20 protein-coding genes and 1 riboswitch are annotated in these 22,931 nt (G+C 45.1%); of the genes, 9 read left to right on the top strand and 11 right to left on the bottom strand.

The features are described from left to right. Positions 1 to 47: 47 nt before the first annotated feature. The 3 genes from thiB to mpl all read right to left on the bottom strand — a co-directional run bounded on the left by thiB (position 48) and on the right by mpl (position 3,277). Complete coding sequence (gene thiB / locus LMH68_RS09825; protein WP_229647438.1) at positions 48 to 1,040, bottom strand: thiamine ABC transporter substrate binding subunit; 993 nt, start codon at positions 1,038 to 1,040, stop codon at positions 48 to 50. A 53-nt stretch (positions 1,041 to 1,093) separates the two neighbouring features. Continuing rightward, positions 1,094 to 1,213: riboswitch (TPP riboswitch) on the bottom strand. Between the two features lie 43 nt (positions 1,214 to 1,256). Beyond that, complete coding sequence (locus tag LMH68_RS09820; RefSeq protein WP_017058905.1) at positions 1,257 to 1,880, bottom strand: flavin prenyltransferase UbiX; 624 nt, start codon at positions 1,878 to 1,880, stop codon at positions 1,257 to 1,259. A gap of 38 nt (positions 1,881 to 1,918) precedes the next feature. Further along, positions 1,919 to 3,277 (bottom strand): UDP-N-acetylmuramate:L-alanyl-gamma-D-glutamyl-meso-diaminopimelate ligase, encoded by a 1,359-nt coding sequence (gene mpl / locus LMH68_RS09815; protein WP_229647437.1) that lies wholly within the window; start codon positions 3,275 to 3,277, stop codon positions 1,919 to 1,921. Between the two features lie 270 nt (positions 3,278 to 3,547). Between mpl and fbp the strand changes: the two genes are divergently transcribed. After that, a complete protein-coding gene (gene fbp, locus LMH68_RS09810) occupies positions 3,548 to 4,558 on the top strand; it encodes a class 1 fructose-bisphosphatase (RefSeq protein ID WP_017633404.1) in 1,011 nt (336 codons plus the stop codon). Between the two features lie 87 nt (positions 4,559 to 4,645). On the opposite strand, the gene LMH68_RS09805 is transcribed toward fbp, so the two are convergent. Genes LMH68_RS09805 through LMH68_RS09795 form a run of 3 tightly spaced genes read right to left on the bottom strand, consistent with a single transcriptional unit; the run spans position 4,646 to position 10,488 of the window. Then, on the bottom strand, positions 4,646 to 5,002 hold the full coding sequence (locus LMH68_RS09805; RefSeq protein WP_017069403.1) for a gamma-glutamylcyclotransferase: 357 nt from the start codon (positions 5,000 to 5,002) through the stop codon (positions 4,646 to 4,648). Positions 5,003 to 5,020: 18 nt separating this feature from the next. Then, positions 5,021 to 8,779, bottom strand: a complete 3,759-nt coding sequence (locus tag LMH68_RS09800) for a translocation/assembly module TamB domain-containing protein (protein ID WP_229647436.1) — start codon at positions 8,777 to 8,779, stop codon at positions 5,021 to 5,023. Continuing rightward, positions 8,776 to 10,488, bottom strand: a complete 1,713-nt coding sequence (locus LMH68_RS09795) for an autotransporter assembly complex protein TamA (RefSeq protein ID WP_065584316.1) — start codon at positions 10,486 to 10,488, stop codon at positions 8,776 to 8,778. Before LMH68_RS09795 ends, LMH68_RS09800 begins: the two co-directional genes overlap by 4 nt. A 195-nt stretch (positions 10,489 to 10,683) precedes the next feature. Here LMH68_RS09795 and msrA point away from each other — a divergent pair, with 195 nt between their 5' ends. Beyond that, a complete protein-coding gene (msrA, locus tag LMH68_RS09790; protein WP_017058899.1) occupies positions 10,684 to 11,313 on the top strand; it encodes a peptide-methionine (S)-S-oxide reductase MsrA in 630 nt (209 codons plus the stop codon). 110 nt (positions 11,314 to 11,423) lie between these two features. Here the strand turns inward: msrA and LMH68_RS09785 are convergent, their stop codons facing one another. Further along, on the bottom strand, positions 11,424 to 11,624 hold the full coding sequence (locus LMH68_RS09785; RefSeq protein ID WP_017058898.1) for a DUF1107 family protein: 201 nt from the start codon (positions 11,622 to 11,624) through the stop codon (positions 11,424 to 11,426). A 253-nt stretch (positions 11,625 to 11,877) separates the two neighbouring features. Between LMH68_RS09785 and LMH68_RS09780 the strand changes: the two genes are divergently transcribed. From LMH68_RS09780 to LMH68_RS09750, 7 genes are all read left to right on the top strand, one after another. Beyond that, positions 11,878 to 12,429 (top strand): YtfJ family protein, encoded by a 552-nt coding sequence (locus LMH68_RS09780; RefSeq protein ID WP_017063723.1) that lies wholly within the window; start codon positions 11,878 to 11,880, stop codon positions 12,427 to 12,429. Positions 12,430 to 12,520: 91 nt separating this feature from the next. Further along, a complete protein-coding gene (locus LMH68_RS09775; RefSeq protein WP_017063722.1) occupies positions 12,521 to 12,811 on the top strand; it encodes a DUF2607 family protein in 291 nt (96 codons plus the stop codon). A 40-nt stretch (positions 12,812 to 12,851) separates the two neighbouring features. Then, positions 12,852 to 13,574, top strand: a complete 723-nt coding sequence (gene zrgA / locus LMH68_RS09770; protein ID WP_229647435.1) for a zinc uptake protein ZrgA — start codon at positions 12,852 to 12,854, stop codon at positions 13,572 to 13,574. Positions 13,575 to 13,715: 141 nt separating this feature from the next. Continuing rightward, on the top strand, positions 13,716 to 14,432 hold the full coding sequence (locus tag LMH68_RS09765; RefSeq protein ID WP_229647434.1) for an ABC transporter ATP-binding protein: 717 nt from the start codon (positions 13,716 to 13,718) through the stop codon (positions 14,430 to 14,432). Continuing rightward, positions 14,429 to 15,688 carry an ABC transporter permease gene (locus LMH68_RS09760; protein WP_102427912.1) on the top strand — a complete coding sequence of 420 codons (1,260 nt, stop codon included), beginning with the start codon at positions 14,429 to 14,431 and terminating at the stop codon, positions 15,686 to 15,688. The genes LMH68_RS09765 and LMH68_RS09760 overlap by 4 nt, the downstream gene beginning before the upstream one ends. Positions 15,689 to 15,702: 14 nt before the next feature. Further along, positions 15,703 to 16,218 carry a DUF3299 domain-containing protein gene (locus LMH68_RS09755; protein WP_017058892.1) on the top strand — a complete coding sequence of 172 codons (516 nt, stop codon included), beginning with the start codon at positions 15,703 to 15,705 and terminating at the stop codon, positions 16,216 to 16,218. 514 nt (positions 16,219 to 16,732) lie between these two features. Continuing rightward, positions 16,733 to 17,641 carry a TIGR03899 family protein gene (locus tag LMH68_RS09750; RefSeq protein ID WP_017069397.1) on the top strand — a complete coding sequence of 303 codons (909 nt, stop codon included), beginning with the start codon at positions 16,733 to 16,735 and terminating at the stop codon, positions 17,639 to 17,641. A gap of 163 nt (positions 17,642 to 17,804) precedes the next feature. Here the strand turns inward: LMH68_RS09750 and cysC are convergent, their stop codons facing one another. From cysC to cysD, 4 genes are all read right to left on the bottom strand, one after another. After that, positions 17,805 to 18,425, bottom strand: coding sequence for an adenylyl-sulfate kinase (gene cysC / locus LMH68_RS09745; RefSeq protein WP_017067555.1), 621 nt, complete (start codon positions 18,423 to 18,425; stop codon positions 17,805 to 17,807). Between the two features lie 24 nt (positions 18,426 to 18,449). After that, positions 18,450 to 20,174 (bottom strand): SLC13 family permease, encoded by a 1,725-nt coding sequence (locus tag LMH68_RS09740; RefSeq protein ID WP_017067554.1) that lies wholly within the window; start codon positions 20,172 to 20,174, stop codon positions 18,450 to 18,452. 65 nt (positions 20,175 to 20,239) lie between these two features. Next, positions 20,240 to 21,670 carry a sulfate adenylyltransferase subunit CysN gene (gene cysN / locus LMH68_RS09735; RefSeq protein WP_017063719.1) on the bottom strand — a complete coding sequence of 477 codons (1,431 nt, stop codon included), beginning with the start codon at positions 21,668 to 21,670 and terminating at the stop codon, positions 20,240 to 20,242. Between the two features lie 18 nt (positions 21,671 to 21,688). Next, the gene (gene cysD / locus LMH68_RS09730) at positions 21,689 to 22,633 is read right to left on the bottom strand and encodes a sulfate adenylyltransferase subunit CysD (RefSeq protein ID WP_226088532.1); all 945 of its coding nucleotides are present in this window, start codon (positions 22,631 to 22,633) and stop codon (positions 21,689 to 21,691) included. Between the last annotated feature and the right edge of the window lie 298 nt (positions 22,634 to 22,931).

The raw sequence follows: 22,931 nt of genomic DNA, 5'->3' as shown, positions 1-22,931 counted from the left end.
AAACCTTTAAATACAGAAAGTTAGAAAGCTAATTTTTTAAAAGCAAATTAAAAAGTAAGTGCACTCTGCCATTCACGAATCCATGGCTTACGCTTCTCGGCGATCTCTTCTGAGCTAAAGCTCAGCGCTTTCTGAGGAACCGTAAGTTGCTCAAACCCTTTTGGTAACTCAACATCCGTCACTGGGTACATCCAGTTACCTGTTGGCATCGCCGTTTGGAATTCATCACTTAGGATAAACGCCATAAACTCATCAGCAAGTTTCTCGTTCTTACTGCCTTTAACCTTGGCAGCCACTTCCACTTGAGTGTAATGCCCTTCTTCAAAGCTTGCCGCTGCGTACTTAGAATCGCTCTCAGCAATAATGTGGTAAGCAGGAGACGTTGTGTAAGACAAGACTAAATCCGACTCGCCTTCTAGGAACATTGAGTAAGCTTCAGACCAGCCTTTGGTTACAGTCACTGTTTTCTGAGCAAGCTTCTTCCATGCTGCTGTCGCTTCATCACCGTATACTGATTTCATCCAAAGCATCATGCCTTGGCCTGGTGTTGATGTACGTGGATCTTGGTAGATGACCTTAAGATCATCACGCTGCTCAACCAGTTCTTTCAAGCTCTTCGGCGGGTTTTCCAGTTTCTCTTTATTGTAAACAAAAGCAAAGTAGCCAAAGTCATAGGGTACAAAAGTGCTGTCGTTCCAACCATTAGGAAGCGTTACCGATGACGTATCAACATTATGCTCAGCCAATAAGCCCGTCGCTTTCGCTTCAGCCATTAGGTTGTTGTCTAGGCCTAATACGATGTCAGCTTTGCTGTTGCCGCCTTCGAGACGCAAGCGGTTAAGAATAGACACGCCATCTTCAAGCGCGACAAAGTTCACATCACAACCACACTTCTCTTCGAATGCTTTTTCAACGGCAGGACGAGGGCCCCAATCCGCAGCAAAAGAGTCATAGGTGTATACAGTCAAAGTGTTGTCTGCAGCAAAGGCAGAAAAAGAAATAGCTGTAGTAACAGCAAGGGTAGTTAATGTGAATTTCACTGGACGCTCTCCATGGTCTGAGCGGCACAGGTTTGAGGGAGGAGAACGGTAGAGGTTGTTCCTAACTCAATTCCTACGCCAGCATTATCTGGTTCAGGTTTACGGGTCCCAAGCACCTGCTTGATCTCAGCTCGCATTCATTATTTGAATGGTTCGCTCCCCGATGAGTGTTCAGAATTGTAATTTGATTTTTAACAATAAGCTATCAAGTTTGGATCAATTACGTTGATCGTAACCCCAACGTGGCACTAAACCTTGTTCGATACCAAGGTGATCTAGAATACGCGCCACCATAAAGTCGACCAGTTCTTCAATTGACTTAGGTTGATGATAAAAACCCGGGGCTGCAGGCATGATCGTCACGCCCATGGTCGAAAGCTTATGCATGTTCTCTAGATGAAGCGTCGAAAATGGCGTCTCACGAACCACCAACAACAGCTGTCCTCGCTCTTTCATGACTACGTCTGCTGCTCGCTCAATCAGGTTATCAGACAATCCATGTGCAATCGAAGCCAAGCTTCCCGCGGAACATGGGCAAACGACCATCTGCTTCGGTGCAGCTGAACCAGAGGCAACCGGCGAGAACCAATCATCTTTGCCACACACCACCAGCTTTTCAGGGTCGCAGCCAAGATGTTTAACCAAAGCTTGTTTCGCCGCATCTGGCCCAGCAGGTAACTTAAGTTCATGCTCGGTCGCCAATACCACTCGCGCTGCCGATGAAATCAGCAAGTAGACCTGATAGTCGGCTGCCAAAAGGCATTCAAGTAAACGCAGGCCATAAGGCGCACCAGATGCGCCAGTGAAAGCAAGGGTTATCGCTTTATCGTGTTTTGTCATGTTCTCAATTACTTCAAATTATAAGGTCGTGGATGCCGTTAGCCTTTGAGTGCCAATCCATCCAACAGTTTTTGATGAATGCCACCAAAGCCACCATTACTCATTACCAAAATTTGGTCGCCAGCTTGTGCCTCTGAGACAATTTTAGCAACGAATGCATCCATGTCATCACTCACGTGTGCCGGTTGGTGACAAGCGTCTGCAACATCTTGAACTGACCAATCAATGTTATCCGGTTGGAATAAGTAGGTAGAATCCGCCTGCTTCAACGAATCAGCCAGTATTTCTTTGTGCACACCACGTTTCATGGTGGCAGAACGAGGCTCTAAAACGGCAATGATTTTCTTAGTGTCGACCTTATTACGTAATCCCCCGAGCGTAAGTTCAATCGCCGTTGGATGATGAGCAAAATCGTCATAAACAGACACACCTGCCACCTCGCCTTTAAACTCCAAACGGCGCTTAGTATTAATAAAGGTAGCTAGTGATTCACAAGCAAGGTCAGGTGTCACGCCCACATGACGTGCAGCTGCAATCGCCATCAAAGCATTATTTACGTTGTGGTCGCCCACTAAATCCCAATTTACGGTTCCAACACATTCATTTTGGAAGTAAACCTCAAATTGAGAGCCATCTTTGACCAGTTTCTTGGCATCCCAGTCGCCTTGCTCGCCACTCGATTCAGTTTCACTCCAGCAACCGCGAGCTAGAACATCTTCAATAGCGCTGTCTTGCTTAGGTGAGAAAATGCGACCATTGCTTGGCACAGTACGCACCAAATGATGAAATTGTCGCTTAATCGCTTCAAGATCGTCAAAGATGTCCGCATGATCAAACTCTAGGTTATTCATCACTAAGGTTCTTGGGTGGTAATGAACGAACTTAGATCGTTTATCGAAAAAAGCACTGTCGTATTCGTCGGCTTCTACCACGAAGAACATGCTTTCACCAAGGCGAGCAGAGATACCAAAGTTACCCAACACTCCGCCAACTAAGAAGCCCGGTGCATAGCCACAGTCTTCCAAGATCCAAGCCAACATGCTTGATGTCGTGGTCTTACCGTGCGTTCCCGATACCGCTAACACCCAACGGTCATGCAGTAAGAACTCTTGCAACCACTGAGGACCAGAGGTGTATCTAAGGTTGTTATCCAACACATACTCAACACACGGATTACCGCGGCTCATTACGTTACCGATAACCACGAGATCTGGCCTTGGTTCTAATTGGCTAGGGTCGAACCCTTCAATAATTTCAATCCCTTGTGATTCCAACAAGGTGCTCATTGGTGGGTAAACATTCGCGTCACTACCCGTAACCTTGTGACCTAATTGACGAGCCAATACCGCAGCACCACCCATGAAGGTGCCACAAATTCCTAAGATATGAATATGCATAAATTGCTTCCAAACGCTTGGCTAAATAAACAGTGCCTAATTAAAACGGCTTGCACTCATTATCATTAAATGGCGATTAAAAGCGAGCGGCAATGCAAAACAAATTGAGTCGACATAGTAAGTGAGATCTGTGTCGCTTAGTTCATTACCATTAAAAAGATCTAACCTTTAGAATTTAGGTAAGCGTCTAGATGAATAAAGCCCACTCAAGAGGCCGAATCTACAGTGCTCAAATCCCCCCTAATATTGAGAGAAGTTTAAGGAAATAACATGTCTGAGATGCGCACCCTTGGTGAGTTCATTGTTGAGAAACAGAGTGACTTCCCCCATGCAAGCGGTGATCTATCATCCCTTTTGTCGTCTATTCGACTTGCTGCAAAAATTGTTAACCGTGAGATCAACAAGGCTGGCCTAGTCGACATCACTGGCGCTGTTGGTACAGACAACGTGCAAGGTGAAGAGCAGCAAAAGCTAGACCTTTACGCGAACGACAAATTTAAAGCGGCTCTAGAAGCCCGTGACCAAGTTTGTGGTGTTGCAAGTGAAGAAGAAGACGAAGCTGTCGCCTTCAATAAAGAGCTCAACAAAAACGCAAAATACGTTGTACTGATGGATCCACTAGATGGCTCATCAAACATCGATGTAAATGTATCGGTTGGTACAATTTTCTCTATCTACCGTCGAGTATCACCGATCGGTACACCACCAACACAAGAAGATTTCTTACAGCCCGGACACAAGCAAGTAGCCGCGGGTTACGTGATTTACGGTTCTTCAACCATGCTTGTATACACAACTGGTGCTGGCGTAAATGGTTTCACCTACGATCCATCTCTGGGTACTTTCTGTCTATCTCATGAAAACATGATGATTCCAGACGAAGGCAAGATCTACTCGATCAACGAAGGTAACTACATCCGCTTCCCAACCGGTGTTAAGAAGTACATCAAGTACTGCCAAGAAAATGAGCCAAGCGACAACCGCCCTTATACATCACGTTACATCGGTTCTCTAGTATCAGATTTCCACCGTAACCTTTTGAAAGGCGGCATCTACTTGTACCCAAGCACGCAAAGTCACCCTCAAGGTAAACTGCGTCTGCTTTACGAGTGCAACCCAATTGCTTTCCTTATGGAACAAGCGGGCGGCATCGCTTCAGACGGTGCTCAACGTATCATGGATATCAAACCAACTGAGCTGCACCAACGTGTACCTTTCTTTGTTGGCTCAACAAACATGGTTCGCAAAGTAGAAGAGTTTCTTGAGCTGAACCCTGAGTAACCCTCTCATTTCATTCTCAAACTAACGCTATTAAAAAGCCAGCACCTCAGTGCTGGCTTTTTGTTGTCTCGTAAGGTGATTAACTAGTTAGGAATCATTGTTCCGCTGACACCAGTTACCCGAAAGTATTTCTTTATTAGCTGTTAGATCAAGCTGATACAAATATACCCATGCTAATCCAAATATAGTCTCTATTTGCTCGCGACGATACTCAACAGGAACATCTTCTAGCCGATCGAGCGACTCTAAAATTTCGTCGTTAATGATATAGACCTCACCAGCGACACTTTTCTTTCCCAAAATCATCGCCGGATAGGCACCTAAATCAAAAAGTGCGTATTCCTTAGGTGTATCAAACTGCCCTAATAAATCGCAGCCCTGCAAATAATGGTGATTGGACTGACCTTGCCTCAAGGTTCCATAGACAAAAACAAGATGCTGCATATGCCCTCCCATACGGCTCTACTCGAACTCAAATTGATAGAGAAGATCCACAGCACTGTCTAGGCCAGAAACAGCTTCAACATAGAGATCCTGCATCAATCTATAACGAACGGTAAACTCACCTAACGAGTTAAAGATACCCACACCATACTTCACCTGTAAGCCAGGCAGGATGTAACCACTTACCGTCACTTGAGAGTCATCGCCAGAGCCTGCAGTATCCAGTTGCAAGTCCTTTACACCAAAGGCTTCACCGATTTCACCAACAACCTTACCACTCTTCGCTAAACTCAAACCGATTAAAGTCGTTGTCATCGAACCGCTCGACTCACCGTCGATATCTTGGCCACGCAAAATATAAGACAGTGCGTTCGCTTGTGGCATCGCTGGGTCAGAATAAATCTCGATGGTAGGCTCTGTCGCAGGGCCAGTCACTCGAATACCAGCGGTCACGTCATCCTGAGTATTATCAGGATTACGAATCGCGTTGATGGCTACGTATGGCTGATCCGGTGGTCCATTCATTAGGATCTTACCCTCTTCGATCAAGAGGTCTTGCCCGAATGATTGATAAGTACCATCGACGATGTTCACTTCACCTGTAATAAATGGACCTTGGTCTTTTTGAGCCACGTTGAGCTTACCGACCAAATCACCTTCAAGACCGAAGGCAGACAGTTTAAAGTCATCACCAATGGAGATATTAATATTCGTCATCACATTGAATGGAATCGTATCTTCGTTTTCTGGCTCTAGATCTTTATTCAAAATAACCTGATCAGAAGAGACGCCAACCGCTGACGGTGGTAAATCTTCAACAACAATTCGTCCCCATGGTAATGCAATATCACCGGTGATTTTCGCCAGATCTGGTGTGACATCAATAGTCATATCAGGTACGACCTTCACCTTAACCATCGGTGGGATATCAACCATCAACTCATCAGCGAAAACTCTAACGTTCGAATGCCATGCTTTAAGATCTTGCCAATCTCCGGTTCCCTCAATATCAAGGTGACCATCAGGTGTTTCGACATTCGCATCCAGTTTTGCACTATAACCATCAAAGTCGAGGTCGATGCGGCCATCTTTCACATCAACAGGCGTAACATCGCCTTTGACTTGAATACCATCAACAGAGAATTGACCAAAGACTTGAGGGTGCATCAGAGAGCCTTTAACTTGAAGATCACTCTCAAGGTCGGCTTTCAATAAGCTGTATTCACCTAGAATTGGTTGTAAGAAATCAAGATGGAACGTGGTCAGCTTAATTGCCGCATCGACCATTTTGTCTTCGGCAAGAATATCCGGTAACGACACCGTACCAGACAGGTCACCATTGTCGGAAACATCCAGCTTAAAATCGGCATCCAATTTGTTATCTTTCAGCTGGGCATTCAATGCAATACTTTCCCAACCCAGTGTAATTAGCTCACCAACTTGTTGAACAACCTGACCTTTCGGCATATCAACACTTACCGTAACCTCAGGTTCACCTTGTTCAGACCACTTAGCATGAGCGGTCGCATTGACTAAGCCCTGCAATTGCGTCTCTTTAGGCACAAAGGCTTTAATCTGCTCGAAATCGAATTGATTGATGGCCACCTTGGCCTCACCCGATTTACCGACACGAACGTCTTCATCCAAACACACACTCGAACCAGATTGCTTCCAACAGTGCGCTTGAACATCGGCAAACTGTTTATCGACATCCGCCTTTATCGCGACAGGTTGATCTAATACCCAAGGACCTTGCTGAGTGGTTATTTTGACGCGGTCTAACGACCCATCCCAAATAATAGAAGGCTTTTGAATCAACTCTCCAGAGATGGCCAAACTTGTCGACACGATGTCGGATATCACATCAAGTGTCACTGTGTGTTTCTTCTCACCACCACTCACCGTGAGATCAATACTTTCCACGTTTTGATCTTGATAGGTTAAGTTCTTAGCTTTGAGTACAAGATCGGCTTGGGCTTCAGGTAATGGCAGAGGAACCAAAGAGCCATTAAGCGACAAGGATTCTAGTGTTGCTTCGTTATTCCAATCGACCTTATCAACATTTAAAGCAAGATCGACTTCAGGCTCTTTCGTTGGGCCACTAAGTTGGATGCTACCGATCACTCTACCTTTCAGCTCAGAACTACTTTTTGCAAGCTCAGGGAAGAAGATCTCAACGCCCATGTCCCACTGCTTATCAAGTTGCCCCTGTGCCTTAATCGAGTTAACACCATGAGCCAAACTCAAACCGCTGGTTTTCAGCTTTGGTTCACCGTTCGCGCTGCGATCCGACGCTGACAACTGACCTTCGATATCGAGAGGATATTCTCGTAAGATCCCTTCAATATCCAGTTTAGGCAATTCAATCGCCCAGCCGCCCGCTTCCGTCAACTCACCCGAGGTGACGATGCTTCCGCTAATGTTACCCTCGGCTTCTGGCCATTGCAGGCCCGGCTGAATGTCTTTAAGTGTCACGTCAGCTTGCCAGTTAACGAGACTCTTCCAGTTCGCTTTGACCACACCATTTAGTTCTCCACCCAAGGTATTCAGTTTCAAACGTTCAAGTTCAATTTGTTCCGTGGTGCCTTTGCCTTGCAGGTCTATTGTTAAGGCCGGAATTTCCTTACCATCCGCTTCGCCTTTGAGCTGCACATTAAAACCATCTAATGAGCCATCGGCTTTGAATTTCTCAATTGCAGCTTGGTAGTCACTTTTACCAGTAAGAGGCCATTGCGCTTTACCTCCATCCAAAAGAAGGTCAAATGGCAGAGTTGGCTCTAAGGGTTGAATATCCCCAGACAGTTTTGCCTCAATCAATTCAGAAAACTGAGACTCTAGGCTTAATTTGGCCACGCTACCTTGTGCTTTCAGCGATAGCTTCTGACCAGCGAGGTCGGTTTCTTTCACCAAAGCATCTAAAGAAAGATCTAACGGATAGCCACCTTTAAGCTCAACCTTAGCCGCAAGGTTAGCGCTTGCTTGTGGCATATCGAGCTCTAGAGTAGAAACATCTACCGTATGTTTACCTGCTCGAGCTTCTAGCCCAAGATGGTTCACCACAATTGGGGTTTCTTGTTCTAAGGTGAAACGGTTGAGGTCAAAACGCTCCAGTACAACCTGTAAAGGAATCCAGACTTCAGGCAGCTCGATCGCAGTTTTAGCGGTTGATTCTGGCTCTACTGTTTCTGTTTGCGGTTCTTCTGTCGACTCAGCAAGCTTAACCTTCAGATCATTGAATAAGGTTGGCGATACCGTCAGCGTTTCTCCCTGCATACTCAAAGCCGTAGAGAACAGGCTCCATTCAATTTCATGTCCCAAGATATTTAACTTGATATCAGACAAAGCGATACGGTTGATCACAATTGGCAACGGTGTTTTTACCGATGTTACGGGCGGAGTAGGTTCTGTTTCTTCTGTAGAGGCCGGAGGCAGTTCAGTAAATGCGAAGTCCAATCCTTGAATCGCTAAACGATCGACACACAACTTAGGGTCGAGCAGACAGCGAGGATTAATCGCCAAGTTCAGCTTTTGAACTTTGGTGTCTATATGCAGGCTCTCATCTTTAAACTGAACATTATTAAGCGTAAAGCTCGGGAACAGAGCCCCTTTAGTGCTTTCCACTTTAAGCTGTGGCAACGCTTTTTCAGCGCCCCACAACACAGTGTTCAACCCTGGATTGGTGAACAAAACAAAACCTAGCAAGGCTATCAACAACAGCAAAATAGACGTCAATGAGATCGACGTCCACTTGATGCACTTGCCCATCACTTTGATCATAATTCTGGCCCTAAACTAAAGTGTAACTGGAACTCATCACCTTTTGCTGCATCTAGACCCCAAGCAAAATCTAAGCTCACAGGGCCGACGGGCGACGCCCAACGAACCCCGACGCCGGTACCATGTTTCCATTCAGGTTTATCATTGAAGGCATCACCAATGTCGTAGAATGCTGCGCCCCACCAGTTTCCAACCAAGCGGTATTGGTATTCAAACGAGCTGGTTGCAATGAATTTGGCACCCGTTAGTGCGCCACTTTCATCTCGAGGAGAGATCGACTCATAACCATAACCACGAATGCTATTGTCACCACCAGCAAAGAATCTTAGGGAGGGAGATAGCTTATCAAACTCGTCGGCAAAGTTGCCGCCAAATTGAAGTCGAGTTAAGCCTCGGTGATTGTCGCCAATGCTTCGAATCCAAGCGGTTTGACCTTGAAAACGAACAACCTTAGTTTCAGATAACAAGGTATCATCACCCGCTTCAACCATAATGGTTTGTTTATCGCCCCACATCGGCATCGAACCGCCTCGCGTTCGAGTGCGTGAGAAAGAGATACCCGGCAGCACAAATTGCGCTAAATCATCCTGCAAACCTTGCTCATAGTTTTCGACCAAGTATCGAATGAAGACCGTGCGTTGCCAACCGTTATCCAGTCGCCAATATCTTTCTAGCGCTAAGTTTGACTCCAAACTCTTGGTATCACGATTATCCAAGTTTTTCATACCGTACTTAACTTGATAGTAGTCGTTCAGCACGTCATCCAGAGGGATTTTATAGGTAGCGGTAATCGTCTGTTCAGGTTTAGAAATCGACAGGCTGCTATTGAAGCTATGGCCTTGTTCATTAACCCAAGGTTTTTTCCACTTCAGAGTGCCTTTTACGCCAAGGTCGGTGGATACACCGATACCCGTTTCGATTTGGTTACGAGCTTGCGGAGCAAGGCTAACCTTCATCGGGATCTCTCGGCCTTCGCCTAACTGGCTTAAATCTGGTTCAACAAATACCGAGGAGAACCAATCCGTATTGGACAGGTTTTGGTTGTACTCACCGACTTTGGTGATTGAGTAAGGTTCGCCATCCTCAAATGGTTTAAGTGACTGCACCTTATCTTCTTCTATCTGGCTACCAGTAACCTGAGTAGTACCAAAGTGATAGCGGATACCACTGTTATAATGAAGACGAACATAAGCGCGGTTCAATTCAGGAGCGACTTCTAGCTTACTAAGATCATAAGCACCATCGAAGTAGCCTTTCGCTAAGCCAAGGTTGCGGATCGACGATTTCAAAGAGTCATAATTACCATGATTCAGAGTCGAACCTTTAGACAAGCTACTCTTCGCTATCAAGGCTAAAAAGTCTGGGTCATCCTTGGCTTCACCAGTTAGAACGATATCTGAAGTATAAATAACAACAGGCTCTCCCGGCTCAACCGTAACGGTCATTTCGGTATCATCTTCGGAGTGAGTAAATGTGATTTTAGGGTGGTAGTAGCCTAACGCATTCAGGGCTTCTTTAATCATAGATTCCAAGCGGGATTGGAATCTTAGTGAAACCGAATACTCTTCTTCAGGGATCGCACTCAGATAAGCATCAACATTATCCTCAAGCGCTCCATCTAGCCCTTTGATTTCAAGGGAAACGTCAGCGAAAGCGAGCGTCGATGACAATAGAGTGCCAATCAGAACTGGTAAAGTTTTTCTTATCATGTTTAATTGGTGAAGAAGTTATCAATACGTTAATAAGTGAAAAGAAATAATACCGCTAAATAGGCATTGAGTCTGTAATAAATCCTGGAATAACACGGTCTAATTTAAAGACTTATTCAATATTGACCAACAGTTAATATGAACCCACGTTAAATAAAAGCCAGCGCGGTAAACGTATGCGAAAAGGAATATAACATGCTAAACAAACAACAACTGGTTTCTGCAGCAACCGCACTACCGGGAAATGCTGACCCAATTCGAATCACTGAGCGCCATTTCGTCAATCAAACCGACCTGCTCGATGCACCCACGGGCTCTCAACAAGAAGTCCTGTTTGGTATGGGGTGCTTCTGGGGAGCTGAGCGTTTGTTTTGGCAATTGGATGGCGTTATTTCAACATCCGTTGGTTACGCTGGCGGATACACAGTTAATCCCACTTATGAACAAGTATGTACTGGGCAAACCGGCCATACCGAGGTCGTTCGTGTCATATTTGATAGTGAACAAACCTCTCTAGCTCGAATACTTGAAACCTTTTGGGAGCGTCATGACCCAACTCAAGGGATGCGCCAAGGCAACGATTTAGGGACTCAGTACCGTTCTGCGATTTACACCTTCAGTGAAGAACAACAATCTATCGCTGAGCACTCTAAACGTGAATATCAACGAGCAATGACTGAATCTTTAGGCAACGAGATCACGACGGAAGTTCTGCCTGCTGGAAAATATTTTTTCGCAGAAACCTACCACCAGCAATACCTAGCTAAAAATCCGAATGGGTATTGCGGGTTGGGTGGAACAGGTGTGTGCTTCCCTCCACAATAAAGTGCCGTTCGACATACCATCGTGAACGACACGCATTAAAAAAGGGCTTCCATCAGGAAGCCCTTTTCATTGTTAATCTATTCGGTGCAAGACAAATCGATAAAGCTCAGTTACACCGGCAACGCTGCAATGGTGCCGTTAACTTCTTTAAAAATAGTGAGCTTTTGTTTGTCTGAAACTTCAGGAAGTAGCACCTTGCCTTGGTCGAAGCGAAACTCTCCAACACCTTCAATAGCAAATTGGCCTTTGAACAGGACTTTAACGAAACGCGCCACCTGACGTGGACGGTAAGTAGAAAATTTTCTTAACATAATACAACCTCAATTCCATTTGAGTACTACAGTCACATACCTGAACAGCGTCGCTGTTCAAAGCACATTTAATCGCTAATTCCTTTAGCAAACAGCAAGATAATCTATTGTTCATCTTGATATTGATGCATTATACCTTTTGGTAACAAGCCTGCAACTTCTTTCTACGTCGTACGATAAAAAAGTTAAAGAGGCATTTTTCAAATTTCATATTATACTTCCTGTGCAAACCAATAAGCGGAACAAAAATATAATGAAAAACAAAACTCTACTGGCTTTTCTAGCCGCAGCCTCTCCACTCTTCGCCAATGCTCACAACCTATCAGTAGGCGCTACCCTGCCTGCCGTCGATGTGAGTAACTATGGTGAGATTGTTCTAAACGACGGAAATACTGGATATCAAGCTTGGGCAACCAATGATCTTCTAGGTAAAGTTCGCGTCGTTCAAGCTATCGCTGGCCGCAGCAGCTCTAAAGAGCTCAACGCACCACTGATGGCAGCCATTACCGCATCGAAATTCTCAGAAGACAGCTACCAAACCACCACTATCATCAACCAAGATGATGCGATTTGGGGTACTGGGTCTTTTGTTAAGTCCTCTGCCGAAAGCAGCAAAGAAGAATTTCCATGGTCTTCTATGGTCCTAGATGAAGACGGCGCCGTTGCGTCAACATGGGCTCTAAAAGAAGAAAGCTCAGCGATTATCGTTCAAGACAAGCAAGGTAAAATCTTGTTTGTAAAAGAAGGTGCATTAAACGAATCAGAAGTCACTCAAGTCATTGAGTTGATTAAAGCGAGCCTTTAATAAGATATTCGCGTCTTTTTCGAGACCTAACCAAAGGATATTGTTATATTATAACAGTATCCTTTTTTTAATTCTGTGGTTAATCATCCTGATGTGGCAAAACACACCCAACAATGTGAAACGCAAAACAGGCTTCTTGCTTGGGCTTATGCTCATGTTAAGCGTGTTAGCCGCAACACACATTGTGGATATCGCACCAGAGCACCACACTTCACACCATTGTGAGCTGTTTTCGCTTAATCAGTTCATCACAGCGCACTCACTACCACAGATTCCAGAGTTCCATTCGGAATTTACTGTCGCTATTACAGAGTCAGTAACTTCACTACAGCGGCTATATTTCGCTTATTTGGCACGCTCACCTCCTGTAAATATCGCTTAATTACCACTACTTTTTAATTAACCTTTATTCAGGAAAAAACATGAAACCTACTTTTTTAGCCGTTGTTATCGGCATGACTGTCTCTACAAATGCTCTAGCTAACGAAGAATTCCGCTCTCATGATGCACACGTACATGGCCAAGTTGAAGTAAACATCGCGCAAGATGGGCAAGAATTGCTTGTTGAAGTAACAGCTCCCGGCGCTGATGTGGTTGGGTTTGAACATGCTCCAGAAACTGCAGAACAGAAGAAAGTGTTTGAACAGGCTATCGCACAATTAAACAAGCCAGAAGAGCTGTTTAGTTTTAACAATGCGAGTTGTACTCTGAAGTTCAAGTCAGTAGCAAACACCTTAGAAGGCGGTCATGACGACCATGAAGGCCATGACCATGCGGAACACGGTCATGGCGACCACAAAGACCATGATCACGCTGAACACGATCATGACGACCACAAAGACCATGACCACGCTGAACACGATCATGATGACCACAAAGACCATGACCACGCTGAGCACGATCATGATGACCACGAAGGTCACGACCACCACGATCATGAAGGCCACGATCACTCAGAAGGTGGCCACGGTGAGTTCACTGTTGAGTACCACTATGAATGTTCAGATGTTGCTAAGCTAGACACAGTTAGCACTCAGTGGTTCTCTAAGTTCAGCAACACTGAAAAAATGACGGTGAACCTACTAACAGACACAGCTCAAGTACAAGAAGTGCTTAACGCAGAGCGTATTAGTTTCCGATTCTAATCACTCCTAGATCGGATTAAACGTAAAATAAACAGCCAGGTAAGTCATCGCTTACTTGGCTGTTCAAATCGGTGTATTCCTGGGAATTTATGTTTCAAATTACTGTCCAGTAGATACACCGCTTTAATTATTGGAGCTAGCATGTCTTCTGACAGTTCATCACTTGTGGTCAAACTCGAAAATATCAGCTTTCGTTGGAAGCCTGAATTACCACCAACGCTAGAGATCCCCTCTCTTCACATCCAAGCCCAAGAGCACCTTTTTATTAAAGGGCCAAGTGGTTGTGGAAAATCAACTTTGTTAGGGCTACTGACCGGAATCAACCAAGCTGAGCAAGGAGAAGTCTCTATCCTTGATCAAGACCTCACTCAGCTTACACCTCGTCAAAGAGATAAATTCAGAGCCGATCATATTGGTTATATTTTCCAACAATTTAACCTGCTTCCTTATCTATCAGTTATCGATAACGTGACGCTTCCTTGCCAGTTTTCACAGATACGTAAACAGCAAGTCGCTGAAAGCCAGAAAAGCTTACAAGAGACGGCTCGAGAGTTGTTACTCAGATTAAAACTCCCTCAAGCTTTAATGGACAAGCCCGTTACCGAGTTAAGCATCGGTCAACAACAACGTGCTGCTGCCGCTCGTGCTTTGATCGGCCAACCCAAAATCATTATTGCCGACGAGCCAACCTCGGCTTTGGATCATGACAACCGAGAAGCTTTTATCGAACTGTTGTTAGAACAAGCCAACCAGGCAGGTTCTACTCTTATCTTTGTTAGCCATGATCCAACACTAGAAAAATTATTCACTCGAACCATAGATTTAAAAACCGTTAACCAAGCTAAGGTTGTCGTATGAAAGTAATTACTCACTTAGCCTTAAAAAGCGTACTCAACCGTAAAGCCACGGCTATTCTCACCATTCTCACGGTGGCGGTATCTGTCATTCTCTTGCTCGGCGTAGAACGCGTTAGAACCGAAGCAAAAAGCAGCTTCGCCAATACGATTTCAGGTACTGACCTTATCGTTGGTGGCCGCTCTGGTCAGGTCAACCTGCTGCTTTACTCAGTATTCAGAATCGGTAATGCGACCAACAACATCGACTGGAAAAGCTATGAAGAATTTAGCCAGCACAACGCAGTAAAGTGGGCGATACCAATATCATTGGGCGATTCACACAAAGGCTTCCGTGTGATGGGTACAAATCATAGTTACTTTGAAAACTATCGCTATGGAAGTAAGCAATTACTTACTTTCCAACAAGGTAAAGAATTTGAACAGCTATTTGATGTAGTGATTGGTGCCGATGTTGCGAAGAAGCTAGATTACAAAATAGGTGATCAAATCATTCTTGCGCACGGTATCAGTGATGTTGCGTTTAGCCGTCACGATAATCTGCCCTTCAAGATTGTGGGAATACTCGCGCCAACAGGAACACCAGTAGACAAAACCGTACACGTATCGCTAGAGGCAATCGAAGCAATTCATGTTGGCTGGGAATCAGGTGCCAACCTCGGGCACACACCGAATGCTGAAGCGCTAAAGCAACGTGACTTCCAACCGAAGCAGATTACCGCGATGATGGTTGGCCTTAAATCGAAGATCCAAACCTTCGCACTGCAACGAGAAATCAATAACTACCGCCAAGAACCTTTAAGCGCCATTATGCCGGGCATTGCGCTTCACGAATTGTGGGGAATGATGGCTGTAGCAGAACAAGCACTACTGATTGTTTCAGGGTTTGTTGTCGTCGCCGGTTTATTGGGCATGCTCAGTAGCCTACTCACTAGCTTGCAAGAAAGGCGCCGAGAGATGGCCATCCTACGTGCGATGGGCGCAAGACCTCGTCATGTGTTTGGTTTACTGATCAGTGAAGCCAGTGCGCTAACCTTCCTTGGCATTACATTAGGTGTTGCAGTATTGTTTGCGCTGATCGCAGTGGTTGCTCCTATTGTGCAACAAAGTTATGGTATCAACATATCGATATCCGCAATCACACCGCATGAGTGGAAACTGCTTATGCTGGTACAAGTTGCTGGAATCATTATCGGCTTTATTCCCGCTTTCAGGGCTTACCGCCAGTCATTGTCTGATGGCATGACGATTCGAATCTAAAATAGGAACCTACGATGCAACGCAAATTCCTACTGATACTTGGGCTACTTCTGTTCCCATTTATCAGTACAGCTCACGCTGAAACCACTCAGAATGACGAATCGGTATTAACACTTGAATGGATTGATTTGATTCCAGAATCAGAACGTGCTCAGCTAGATTCATTTGGTATGCCGATGGTTGACCACAATAGTATGGACAAACCTCAACAATCGACACTTGGTGCTGTTCGCCCAGAGCTGAATGGCAGCACAGTGAAGATTCCTGGCTTTGTGATTCCATTGGAAGGTGATGAGAATATGATCACTGAGTTTCTGCTGGTACCGTACTTTGGCGCATGTATCCACGTGCCACCGCCGCCACCGAACCAAATCATCTACGTGAAGTTCCCGAAAGGTGCACCAATACAGCAGTTATGGGATGTGATCTATTTGGTCGGAACGCTGAAAACTGAGTCAATCAGCCATGACTTAGCGCAAACCGGTTATCTTATTGAAGGTACTGCGATTGAAGAGTATGACGACATGTAGTCATTAGAAGGGTGGCTCAAGGATGAGCTGCCGTCACTGAACGAGTGTGATCATTCAATAACAGTTTAATAACGATAATTTTCTTCTGAATTACGCGATGTAATTAGATAAGTAAGCTAGAACAGCGACATAAATCGCGAGTAATAACCCTATACTAAGCTGTTTCTTCAGCTTGTTATCATTGACTTGATTCATAACTCCTCCTTGAGAATTACAACAAATTTAACATTTTATTATCATTAACAAAAGTAAAATTTTGTTGAAACCTTCAACTATGCTCGCAAAATCTAGCCACCAATAAGATAAAGAGTTACATTTTAGACAGTTATACCAATCACAATAAGTAAGTGTTCAGAAATAGCGTAGGAAAAAGCCTTGAGAACAAGGCGGAGCTTTTTGATAAGTGGTTATTCTACAATCAAAAGTTCTAACGCAGTTATCAAGCGTTTTAACAAGCTAGGCTGAGCAATTATTTACTACGATTGGTTTTGAGTCGTCTCCTAACGGTACTCTTATGTCAAAAACCAAACAGCCAGTGATCATTGAGCATGCTAGCGACACACAGCATAAGCATGAGAAAAAGCCTCATATTGCCGACAGTGCCAGCAGAATGCTGCACATCGCACAAAGCTTCGGCCTCGATTCCTTAATTAGTCATAGTGCCAAGCCAAAGGATAAAGCTGAGAGTACGCTTATCGAACGGGCACTATTGCGAGAGAAAAAACGTAGAGAGCTTCGCCAAAAGAACCTAGAACAGATTCTAAAGTTGGCGCACTCTTCATGTAAGGATGAAGCGGCTGGAGACCCGGATCAGGACTGGTTATACCGTTTCTTCGACATGGCACAAGAGATCCACAATACATCGATGCAGAGGCTATGGGCTCAAGTACTGAAACGAGAAGTCACCAACCCAGGCTCGACGTCGATGAAGGCACTGCAAATCTTAAAAGACATGACACCAAAAGAAGCGTTAACCCTACAAAGGGCAGCATCACTGGGTTGTAGCTTTGGTAGCGATAACAGCAGAAAGCTCTTACTCGGCTTTAAATCTCATGCTGGGCTATTCAACTTTGGCAAAAGGGACACCACCAACACCATCAACCTTGGTGGGCACAACCTGCCCTACTCCAGCTTGCTCCACTTGATAGAGCTCGGGATTATTCTGGGCACAGAATTAGAATCCGGAGAGATTGATTTCGATCCAGCCCTGCACCTAACCTATCAAGGTAAGAGCATGTCACTGGCACCATTATCAAAAGGCGTGAAGCTGGTTTACTACCGATTCAGCCCTACAGGCAATGAGCTTTGTACCTTGCTCGGTAACAAGCCAAACACGCAGTATTACGATCAACTGATTGCACTATTGAGCCAGAAATTCACAGTACAGACAGAAGTGAAAAGCAGCGTAAATTACACCGTCTAGACACTCGACGGAGCTAAAATAGACGGTGTAAAAAGTGAAGTATAGAGAGGAATAAAGAGAATCTAGAGGATAGGTTTCTTGTCTCGGTAAACTAAGGCTGCACTATTTATCGGTCGTGAATAAACAGATAAACAGCTGAGTAGCCTTAGTCATACCAACGATCTCAGTTGGCTAAGATATTTCGCTTCTCCAACGCATCAATACACAGTTCGACCAATTCATCGAGTGTCTTCTCACCTGCAGGTAGATCAATCTCAGGGTTCTGAGGCGCTTCGTACACTGAACTAATACCTGTAAAGTTCGGGATCTCTCCGGCACGTGCTTTCTTATACAGACCTTTAGGGTCACGCTGTTCGCAAACCTCTAATGGAGTATTGACGAACACCTCAAGAAACTCACCTTCCGGCAATAAATCTCTCACGAGTTGCCTTTCAGCTTGATGCGGAGAAATAAAGGCTGACAACACGATCAAGCCTGCATCTGCCATCAATTTAGCAAGCTCACCAATACGACGGATGTTCTCTCGACGATCTTGCTCAGAGAAGCCAAGGTCGCTACATAAGCCATGACGCACATTGTCACCATCCAATAAATAAGTATGGTAACCAAGCTGTGCCAAACGATTTTCTAATGCTCCAGCGACTGTCGATTTACCAGAACCAGACAACCCCGTGAACCAGAGCACGGCTGGCTTTTGTGATTTCAGATCCGCGCGAAATGTTTTATCAATCGAGTGTTGATGCCACACAACATTCTCATCTTTGGGTTTGAGTACTGCGGTCATAATTAGTCCTTTAAATAAACAGCATTAAAATGGGAAAAAATAAGGAATTAGGGTCAGCACCAAGCCCGAATATACAATCGAGATTGGAATGCCGATACGCAGATAATCCGTTAAATGGTAATTACCTACGCTATAAACAAGTAAGTTGGTTTGGTAGCCGTATGGAGAGATAAAACTGGCACTGGCACCAAACAGTACCGCCATGATGAACGGCATAGGGTCAACGCCATAACCTACTGCCATACTGTAGCCAATCGGAAATGAGAGTGCTGCAGCCGCATTATTGGTCACCAGCTCTGTCAAAACCAAAGTCATAAAGTAGGTAGCAACTAACGCACCGAATACGCCCCAGCCATTAAACGCCTCCATAAACATCAGCCCCATCCGCTCAGATAAACCCGATGAAATCATCAGTTGAGCAATAGAAAGTGCAGAGCCCACGATCACCACAATATCGACTGGGAAACGGCGGCGGAGCTCACCCAGTTGCACCACGCCAAATGCCACCAGCAACAGTAGAAAACCAGCTAAGCCTTTGATAATAGGTACTGCATCGATAAGGGCTAAACCAATCACGCTAGCAAAGCCGAGCAACACGAACGTCGATTTGTCGGCATCAAGCTTGGCACTCGAATCTAAGTCATTCATCAACACAAACTCTTTGTTGTGTTGTTGGCGCTGTTCTTCAAAGCGTTTACCTGGAACCAAAATCAAGGTATCACCAGCGGTCAATGTGATATTCCCTAGCCCACCTTCTAGGCGTTCATGGCCACGACGAATAGCAACCACAACCGCATCGAAACGGTCTCTAAACTGGCTAGTTTTCAGGGTTTTGTTACAAAAACTTGCTGATGAACTCACCACCACTTCAACAAAGCTCTGGCCATTCAAATGATGCTGACCAAACAGAGTCAGTCCTTGAATTTCTTGCAGTGTCGCCACGCTCTCAACATCACCACAAAACAGCAATCGGTCACGAGCTTGAAGAATAAAATCAGGGTCAATCGACGCGGTGGTTTTACCGTCTCGAATCACTTCGGCTAAGAACAGTTTTCTAAGAGCTCTAAGATTATTTTCACTGACGCTACGGCCAACTAATGGAGAACCTGGCTCAACTCGCGCCTCGAGAAAGTAAGGCAGATCATCTTGAGAACCATCATCGTAGCTGGGTAGAAAATAGCTAAGAGGAATAAGGATCAATACCCCACCGACCAAAACCGCTAAACCGATCAAGGTAGGTGTGAAAAAGTTTAAGCTCGGTAAACCTGCATCTTCAACAAAACTATTGATGATCAAATTGGTAGAGGTGCCGATCAATGTCAGGGTGCCACCTAAGATGGCAGCGTATGACAAAGGGATAAGTAACTTAGACGGCGCGTGCTGTTGATTACGTTTGATCGCCCCGATCAAAGAAACAACCACCGCGGTGTTATTAGTAAAAGAAGAAAGTAACGCTGTAGAAATACCCAACTTCGCAACCACGGTACCTAGCCTACCTTCAGAGATATTGCGGCTAACCCAGCTGATTAAGCGAGTTTTCTCCAACGCACTTGATGCGAGGATCAGAAGAATTAAAGTCAGTAACGAGGAGTTAGTGAAGTTATTAGCCAAGCTCGACAAGTCGATCATGCCAGCCATAAAAGCAATAAACGCCGCGCCAGCAAAGATAAAGCTTGGCTTAATACGGGTAACGAGCAGGCAAGTAATAATGCCGAGCAAAATCGCTAATACAAATCCTTGTTGCCACATATACCCGTCCTTTATGGCGGAAACGATCGGTTTCCGCCTGATTCAATAAGCTGTTACTTGGTCGTTTATGACTTCAGTAGTTGGCTTAGATCTTTGGCATCCCAATGAGGGAAATGTTTGCGAACCAATGCGTTGAACTCAAGTTCAAATGCAGAGAAGTTACCGACTTGCTGTTCAACAGAGTCCAAACGGTCTCGAATCAAACCCGCGCCAACCGTCACGTTGGTTAGTCGGTCGATAACGATGAAGCCACCGGTATCGGCACTTTCACGGTATTTATCCAGCGCGACAGTCTCGTTCAATGACCATTCACACAAACCAATACCATTCAATGGCAACTCATCGACAGCGTGAGTCGATAGGTTGTTGATGTCGTATTGGTGACGAACCGTTTCAACCTGACCAACGGTTTTCTTGCCTGCGATCTTGATGTCGTAAGCTTTGCCCGGTTGCAATGGTTGCTCTGTCATCCACACGATGTCAGCCAATACGTGGTTAGTGGATTCAATCTGCGCGTTTTCTAGCACAATCAAATCACCACGACTGATATCAATCTCATCTTCAAGGGTCAGTGTTACTGCCAAGCCCGCTTGCGCAGACTCCAAATCACCATCAAAAGTTACAATGCGTGCAACCTTAGAGGTTTTACCCGACGGCAGCGCCTTGATTTCATCACCGACACTGACACGGCCAGAGGCAACGGTGCCAGCAAAACCGCGGAAGTCTAAGTTAGGACGATTGACGTACTGAACTGGGAATCGGAATTCACCTGCCGAACGCTTTTGGTCAATGTCGACGTTCTCTAACACTTCTAGCAGAGATGGGCCTTCGAACCATGCAAGCTCTTTACTTGGTGCAGCAACGTTGATGCCTTCAAGCGCCGATACTGGCAAGATCTGAATATTGGTTTCGCCTTCTAGGTTTTCTGCAAACTCTAGATACTGATCGCGAATCTCTTCAAAACGATCTTGTGAATACTCCACGAGATCCATCTTGTTTACAGCAACGATGAAATGCTTCAAACCAAGCAGGTTAGAGATAAACGAGTGACGACGTGTTTGATCCAGAACGCCCTTACGAGCATCAATCAAGATCACCGCCAGATCACACGTTGAAGCGCCTGTTGCCATGTTGCGCGTATACTGCTCATGCCCAGGAGTATCAGCAATAATGAACTTACGTTTTTGAGTCGAGAAGTAGCGGTAAGCCACATCGATCGTGATCCCTTGCTCACGCTCAGCCTGCAGACCATCAACAAGCAGTGCCAAATCAGGTTTCTCACCTGTCGTTCCCACTCGTTGGCTATCCGAGTGAACCGCCGCTAGCTGATCTTCATAAATCTGTTTTGTATCATGGAGTAAGCGACCGATTAGCGTACTTTTACCGTCATCTACCGAGCCACAAGTTAAAAATCTAAGCATAGATTTATGCTGATGCTGACTTAGATAACCTTCAATCCCTAGTTCAGCCAATTCGGCTTCTACTGCACTATTCATTTTTCTTTCCTTAGATTCTTAGAAATAACCTTGGCGCTTTTTCAGCTCCATAGAGCCCGACTGATCATGGTCAATCGCTCGACCTTGACGCTCACTAGACGTCGCCACCAGCATCTCTTCAATAATGCCCGTTAGCGTATTCGCCTCAGATTCAACCGCTCCGGTTAATGGGTAACAGCCTAAAGTACGAAAACGAACGCTTTTCTCTTCAATCACTTCACCTTCTTGCAGCTCCATACGGTCATCATCAACCATGATCAGCATGCCATCACGCTCAACTACAGGGCGTTTGTCTGAAAGGTAAAGTGGAACAATATCGATGCTCTCTAGATAGATGTATTGCCAGATATCGAGCTCAGTCCAATTAGATAGCGGGAAGACACGAATGCTTTCGCCCTTATTAACCTGACCGTTGTAGGTGTGCCAAAGCTCTGGACGCTGGTTTTTTGGATCCCACGTATGGTTCTTATCACGGAAAGAATAAACACGTTCTTTCGCACGAGATTTTTCTTCATCACGACGCGCACCACCAAAAGCCGCATCGAACCCATACTTGTTTAACGCCTGCTTAAGGCCCTGTGTTTTCATGATGTCAGTGTGCTTCGAAGAACCATGTACAAATGGGCTACAACCCATCTCAATACCTTCTGGGTTCTTATGTACTAAAAGGTCGAAGCCGTACTTTTTAGCCGTACGATCACGAAACTCAATCATCTCGCGGAATTTCCAATCCGTATCTACATGCAATAGCGGGAATGGAATCTTGCCTGGATAAAACGCTTTGCGAGCTAAATGAAGCATCACAGAAGAATCTTTTCCGATGGAGTACATCATCACTGGGTTATCAAACTCAGCCGCCACTTCACGGATAATATGAATACTTTCCGCTTCGAGCTGTTTTAGGTGGGTTAAACGTTCTTGGTCCATTTCAGTGCTTCCTTTAAGGCTCGCGTTACGAGCAATTCATTACTTGGTCTTGCCAAGCATGGGATTTAACTCATCCACTTGAGTGAATGGGAGTATTGGCACTAGAAGAAAACAGAAGCTTCGTGTTGAGCTATCCTTGCTATTCGTCTGCCTGATACGTCCTTGATATAGGCATTATGACGAGCCTCTCATATTACTGGAAATTCTAAAATTTCATTTTTTATTCGAAAAGCTGATAAGGGATTGAATTTATCGATAAGCAGGTGAAATGAATGGACTAATATTATCGATATCAGTTGCACATCGATTAATCAGGTTTGGGAGGCGTCTTGCA

Source organism: Vibrio sp. F13 (assembly GCF_020806305.2).
Lineage (GTDB): Bacteria > Pseudomonadota > Gammaproteobacteria > Enterobacterales > Vibrionaceae > Vibrio > Vibrio crassostreae_C.
The sequence above is the reverse complement of the archived record's forward strand: the minus strand, read 5'-3'. Positions and strand labels throughout refer to the sequence as shown.

What these genes read in the sequence shown, in the direction of transcription:
- LMH68_RS09820 (WP_017058905.1), bottom strand. Translation starts at nt 1,880, where the DNA reads ATGACAAAACACGATAAAGCGATAACCCTTGCTTTCACTGGCGCATCT.
- mpl (WP_229647437.1), bottom strand. Translation starts at nt 3,277, where the DNA reads ATGCATATTCATATCTTAGGAATTTGTGGCACCTTCATGGGTGGTGCT.
- fbp (WP_017633404.1), top strand. Translation starts at nt 3,548, where the DNA reads ATGTCTGAGATGCGCACCCTTGGTGAGTTCATTGTTGAGAAACAGAGT.
- LMH68_RS09805 (WP_017069403.1), bottom strand. Translation starts at nt 5,002, where the DNA reads ATGCAGCATCTTGTTTTTGTCTATGGAACCTTGAGGCAAGGTCAGTCC.
- LMH68_RS09800 (WP_229647436.1), bottom strand. Translation starts at nt 8,779, where the DNA reads ATGATCAAAGTGATGGGCAAGTGCATCAAGTGGACGTCGATCTCATTG.
- LMH68_RS09795 (WP_065584316.1), bottom strand. Translation starts at nt 10,488, where the DNA reads ATGATAAGAAAAACTTTACCAGTTCTGATTGGCACTCTATTGTCATCG.
- msrA (WP_017058899.1), top strand. Translation starts at nt 10,684, where the DNA reads ATGCTAAACAAACAACAACTGGTTTCTGCAGCAACCGCACTACCGGGA.
- LMH68_RS09785 (WP_017058898.1), bottom strand. Translation starts at nt 11,624, where the DNA reads ATGTTAAGAAAATTTTCTACTTACCGTCCACGTCAGGTGGCGCGTTTC.
- LMH68_RS09780 (WP_017063723.1), top strand. Translation starts at nt 11,878, where the DNA reads ATGAAAAACAAAACTCTACTGGCTTTTCTAGCCGCAGCCTCTCCACTC.
- LMH68_RS09775 (WP_017063722.1), top strand. Translation starts at nt 12,521, where the DNA reads ATGTGGCAAAACACACCCAACAATGTGAAACGCAAAACAGGCTTCTTG.
- zrgA (WP_229647435.1), top strand. Translation starts at nt 12,852, where the DNA reads ATGAAACCTACTTTTTTAGCCGTTGTTATCGGCATGACTGTCTCTACA.
- LMH68_RS09765 (WP_229647434.1), top strand. Translation starts at nt 13,716, where the DNA reads ATGTCTTCTGACAGTTCATCACTTGTGGTCAAACTCGAAAATATCAGC.
- LMH68_RS09760 (WP_102427912.1), top strand. Translation starts at nt 14,429, where the DNA reads ATGAAAGTAATTACTCACTTAGCCTTAAAAAGCGTACTCAACCGTAAA.
- LMH68_RS09755 (WP_017058892.1), top strand. Translation starts at nt 15,703, where the DNA reads ATGCAACGCAAATTCCTACTGATACTTGGGCTACTTCTGTTCCCATTT.
- LMH68_RS09750 (WP_017069397.1), top strand. Translation starts at nt 16,733, where the DNA reads ATGTCAAAAACCAAACAGCCAGTGATCATTGAGCATGCTAGCGACACA.
- cysC (WP_017067555.1), bottom strand. Translation starts at nt 18,425, where the DNA reads ATGACCGCAGTACTCAAACCCAAAGATGAGAATGTTGTGTGGCATCAA.
- LMH68_RS09740 (WP_017067554.1), bottom strand. Translation starts at nt 20,174, where the DNA reads ATGTGGCAACAAGGATTTGTATTAGCGATTTTGCTCGGCATTATTACT.
- cysN (WP_017063719.1), bottom strand. Translation starts at nt 21,670, where the DNA reads ATGAATAGTGCAGTAGAAGCCGAATTGGCTGAACTAGGGATTGAAGGT.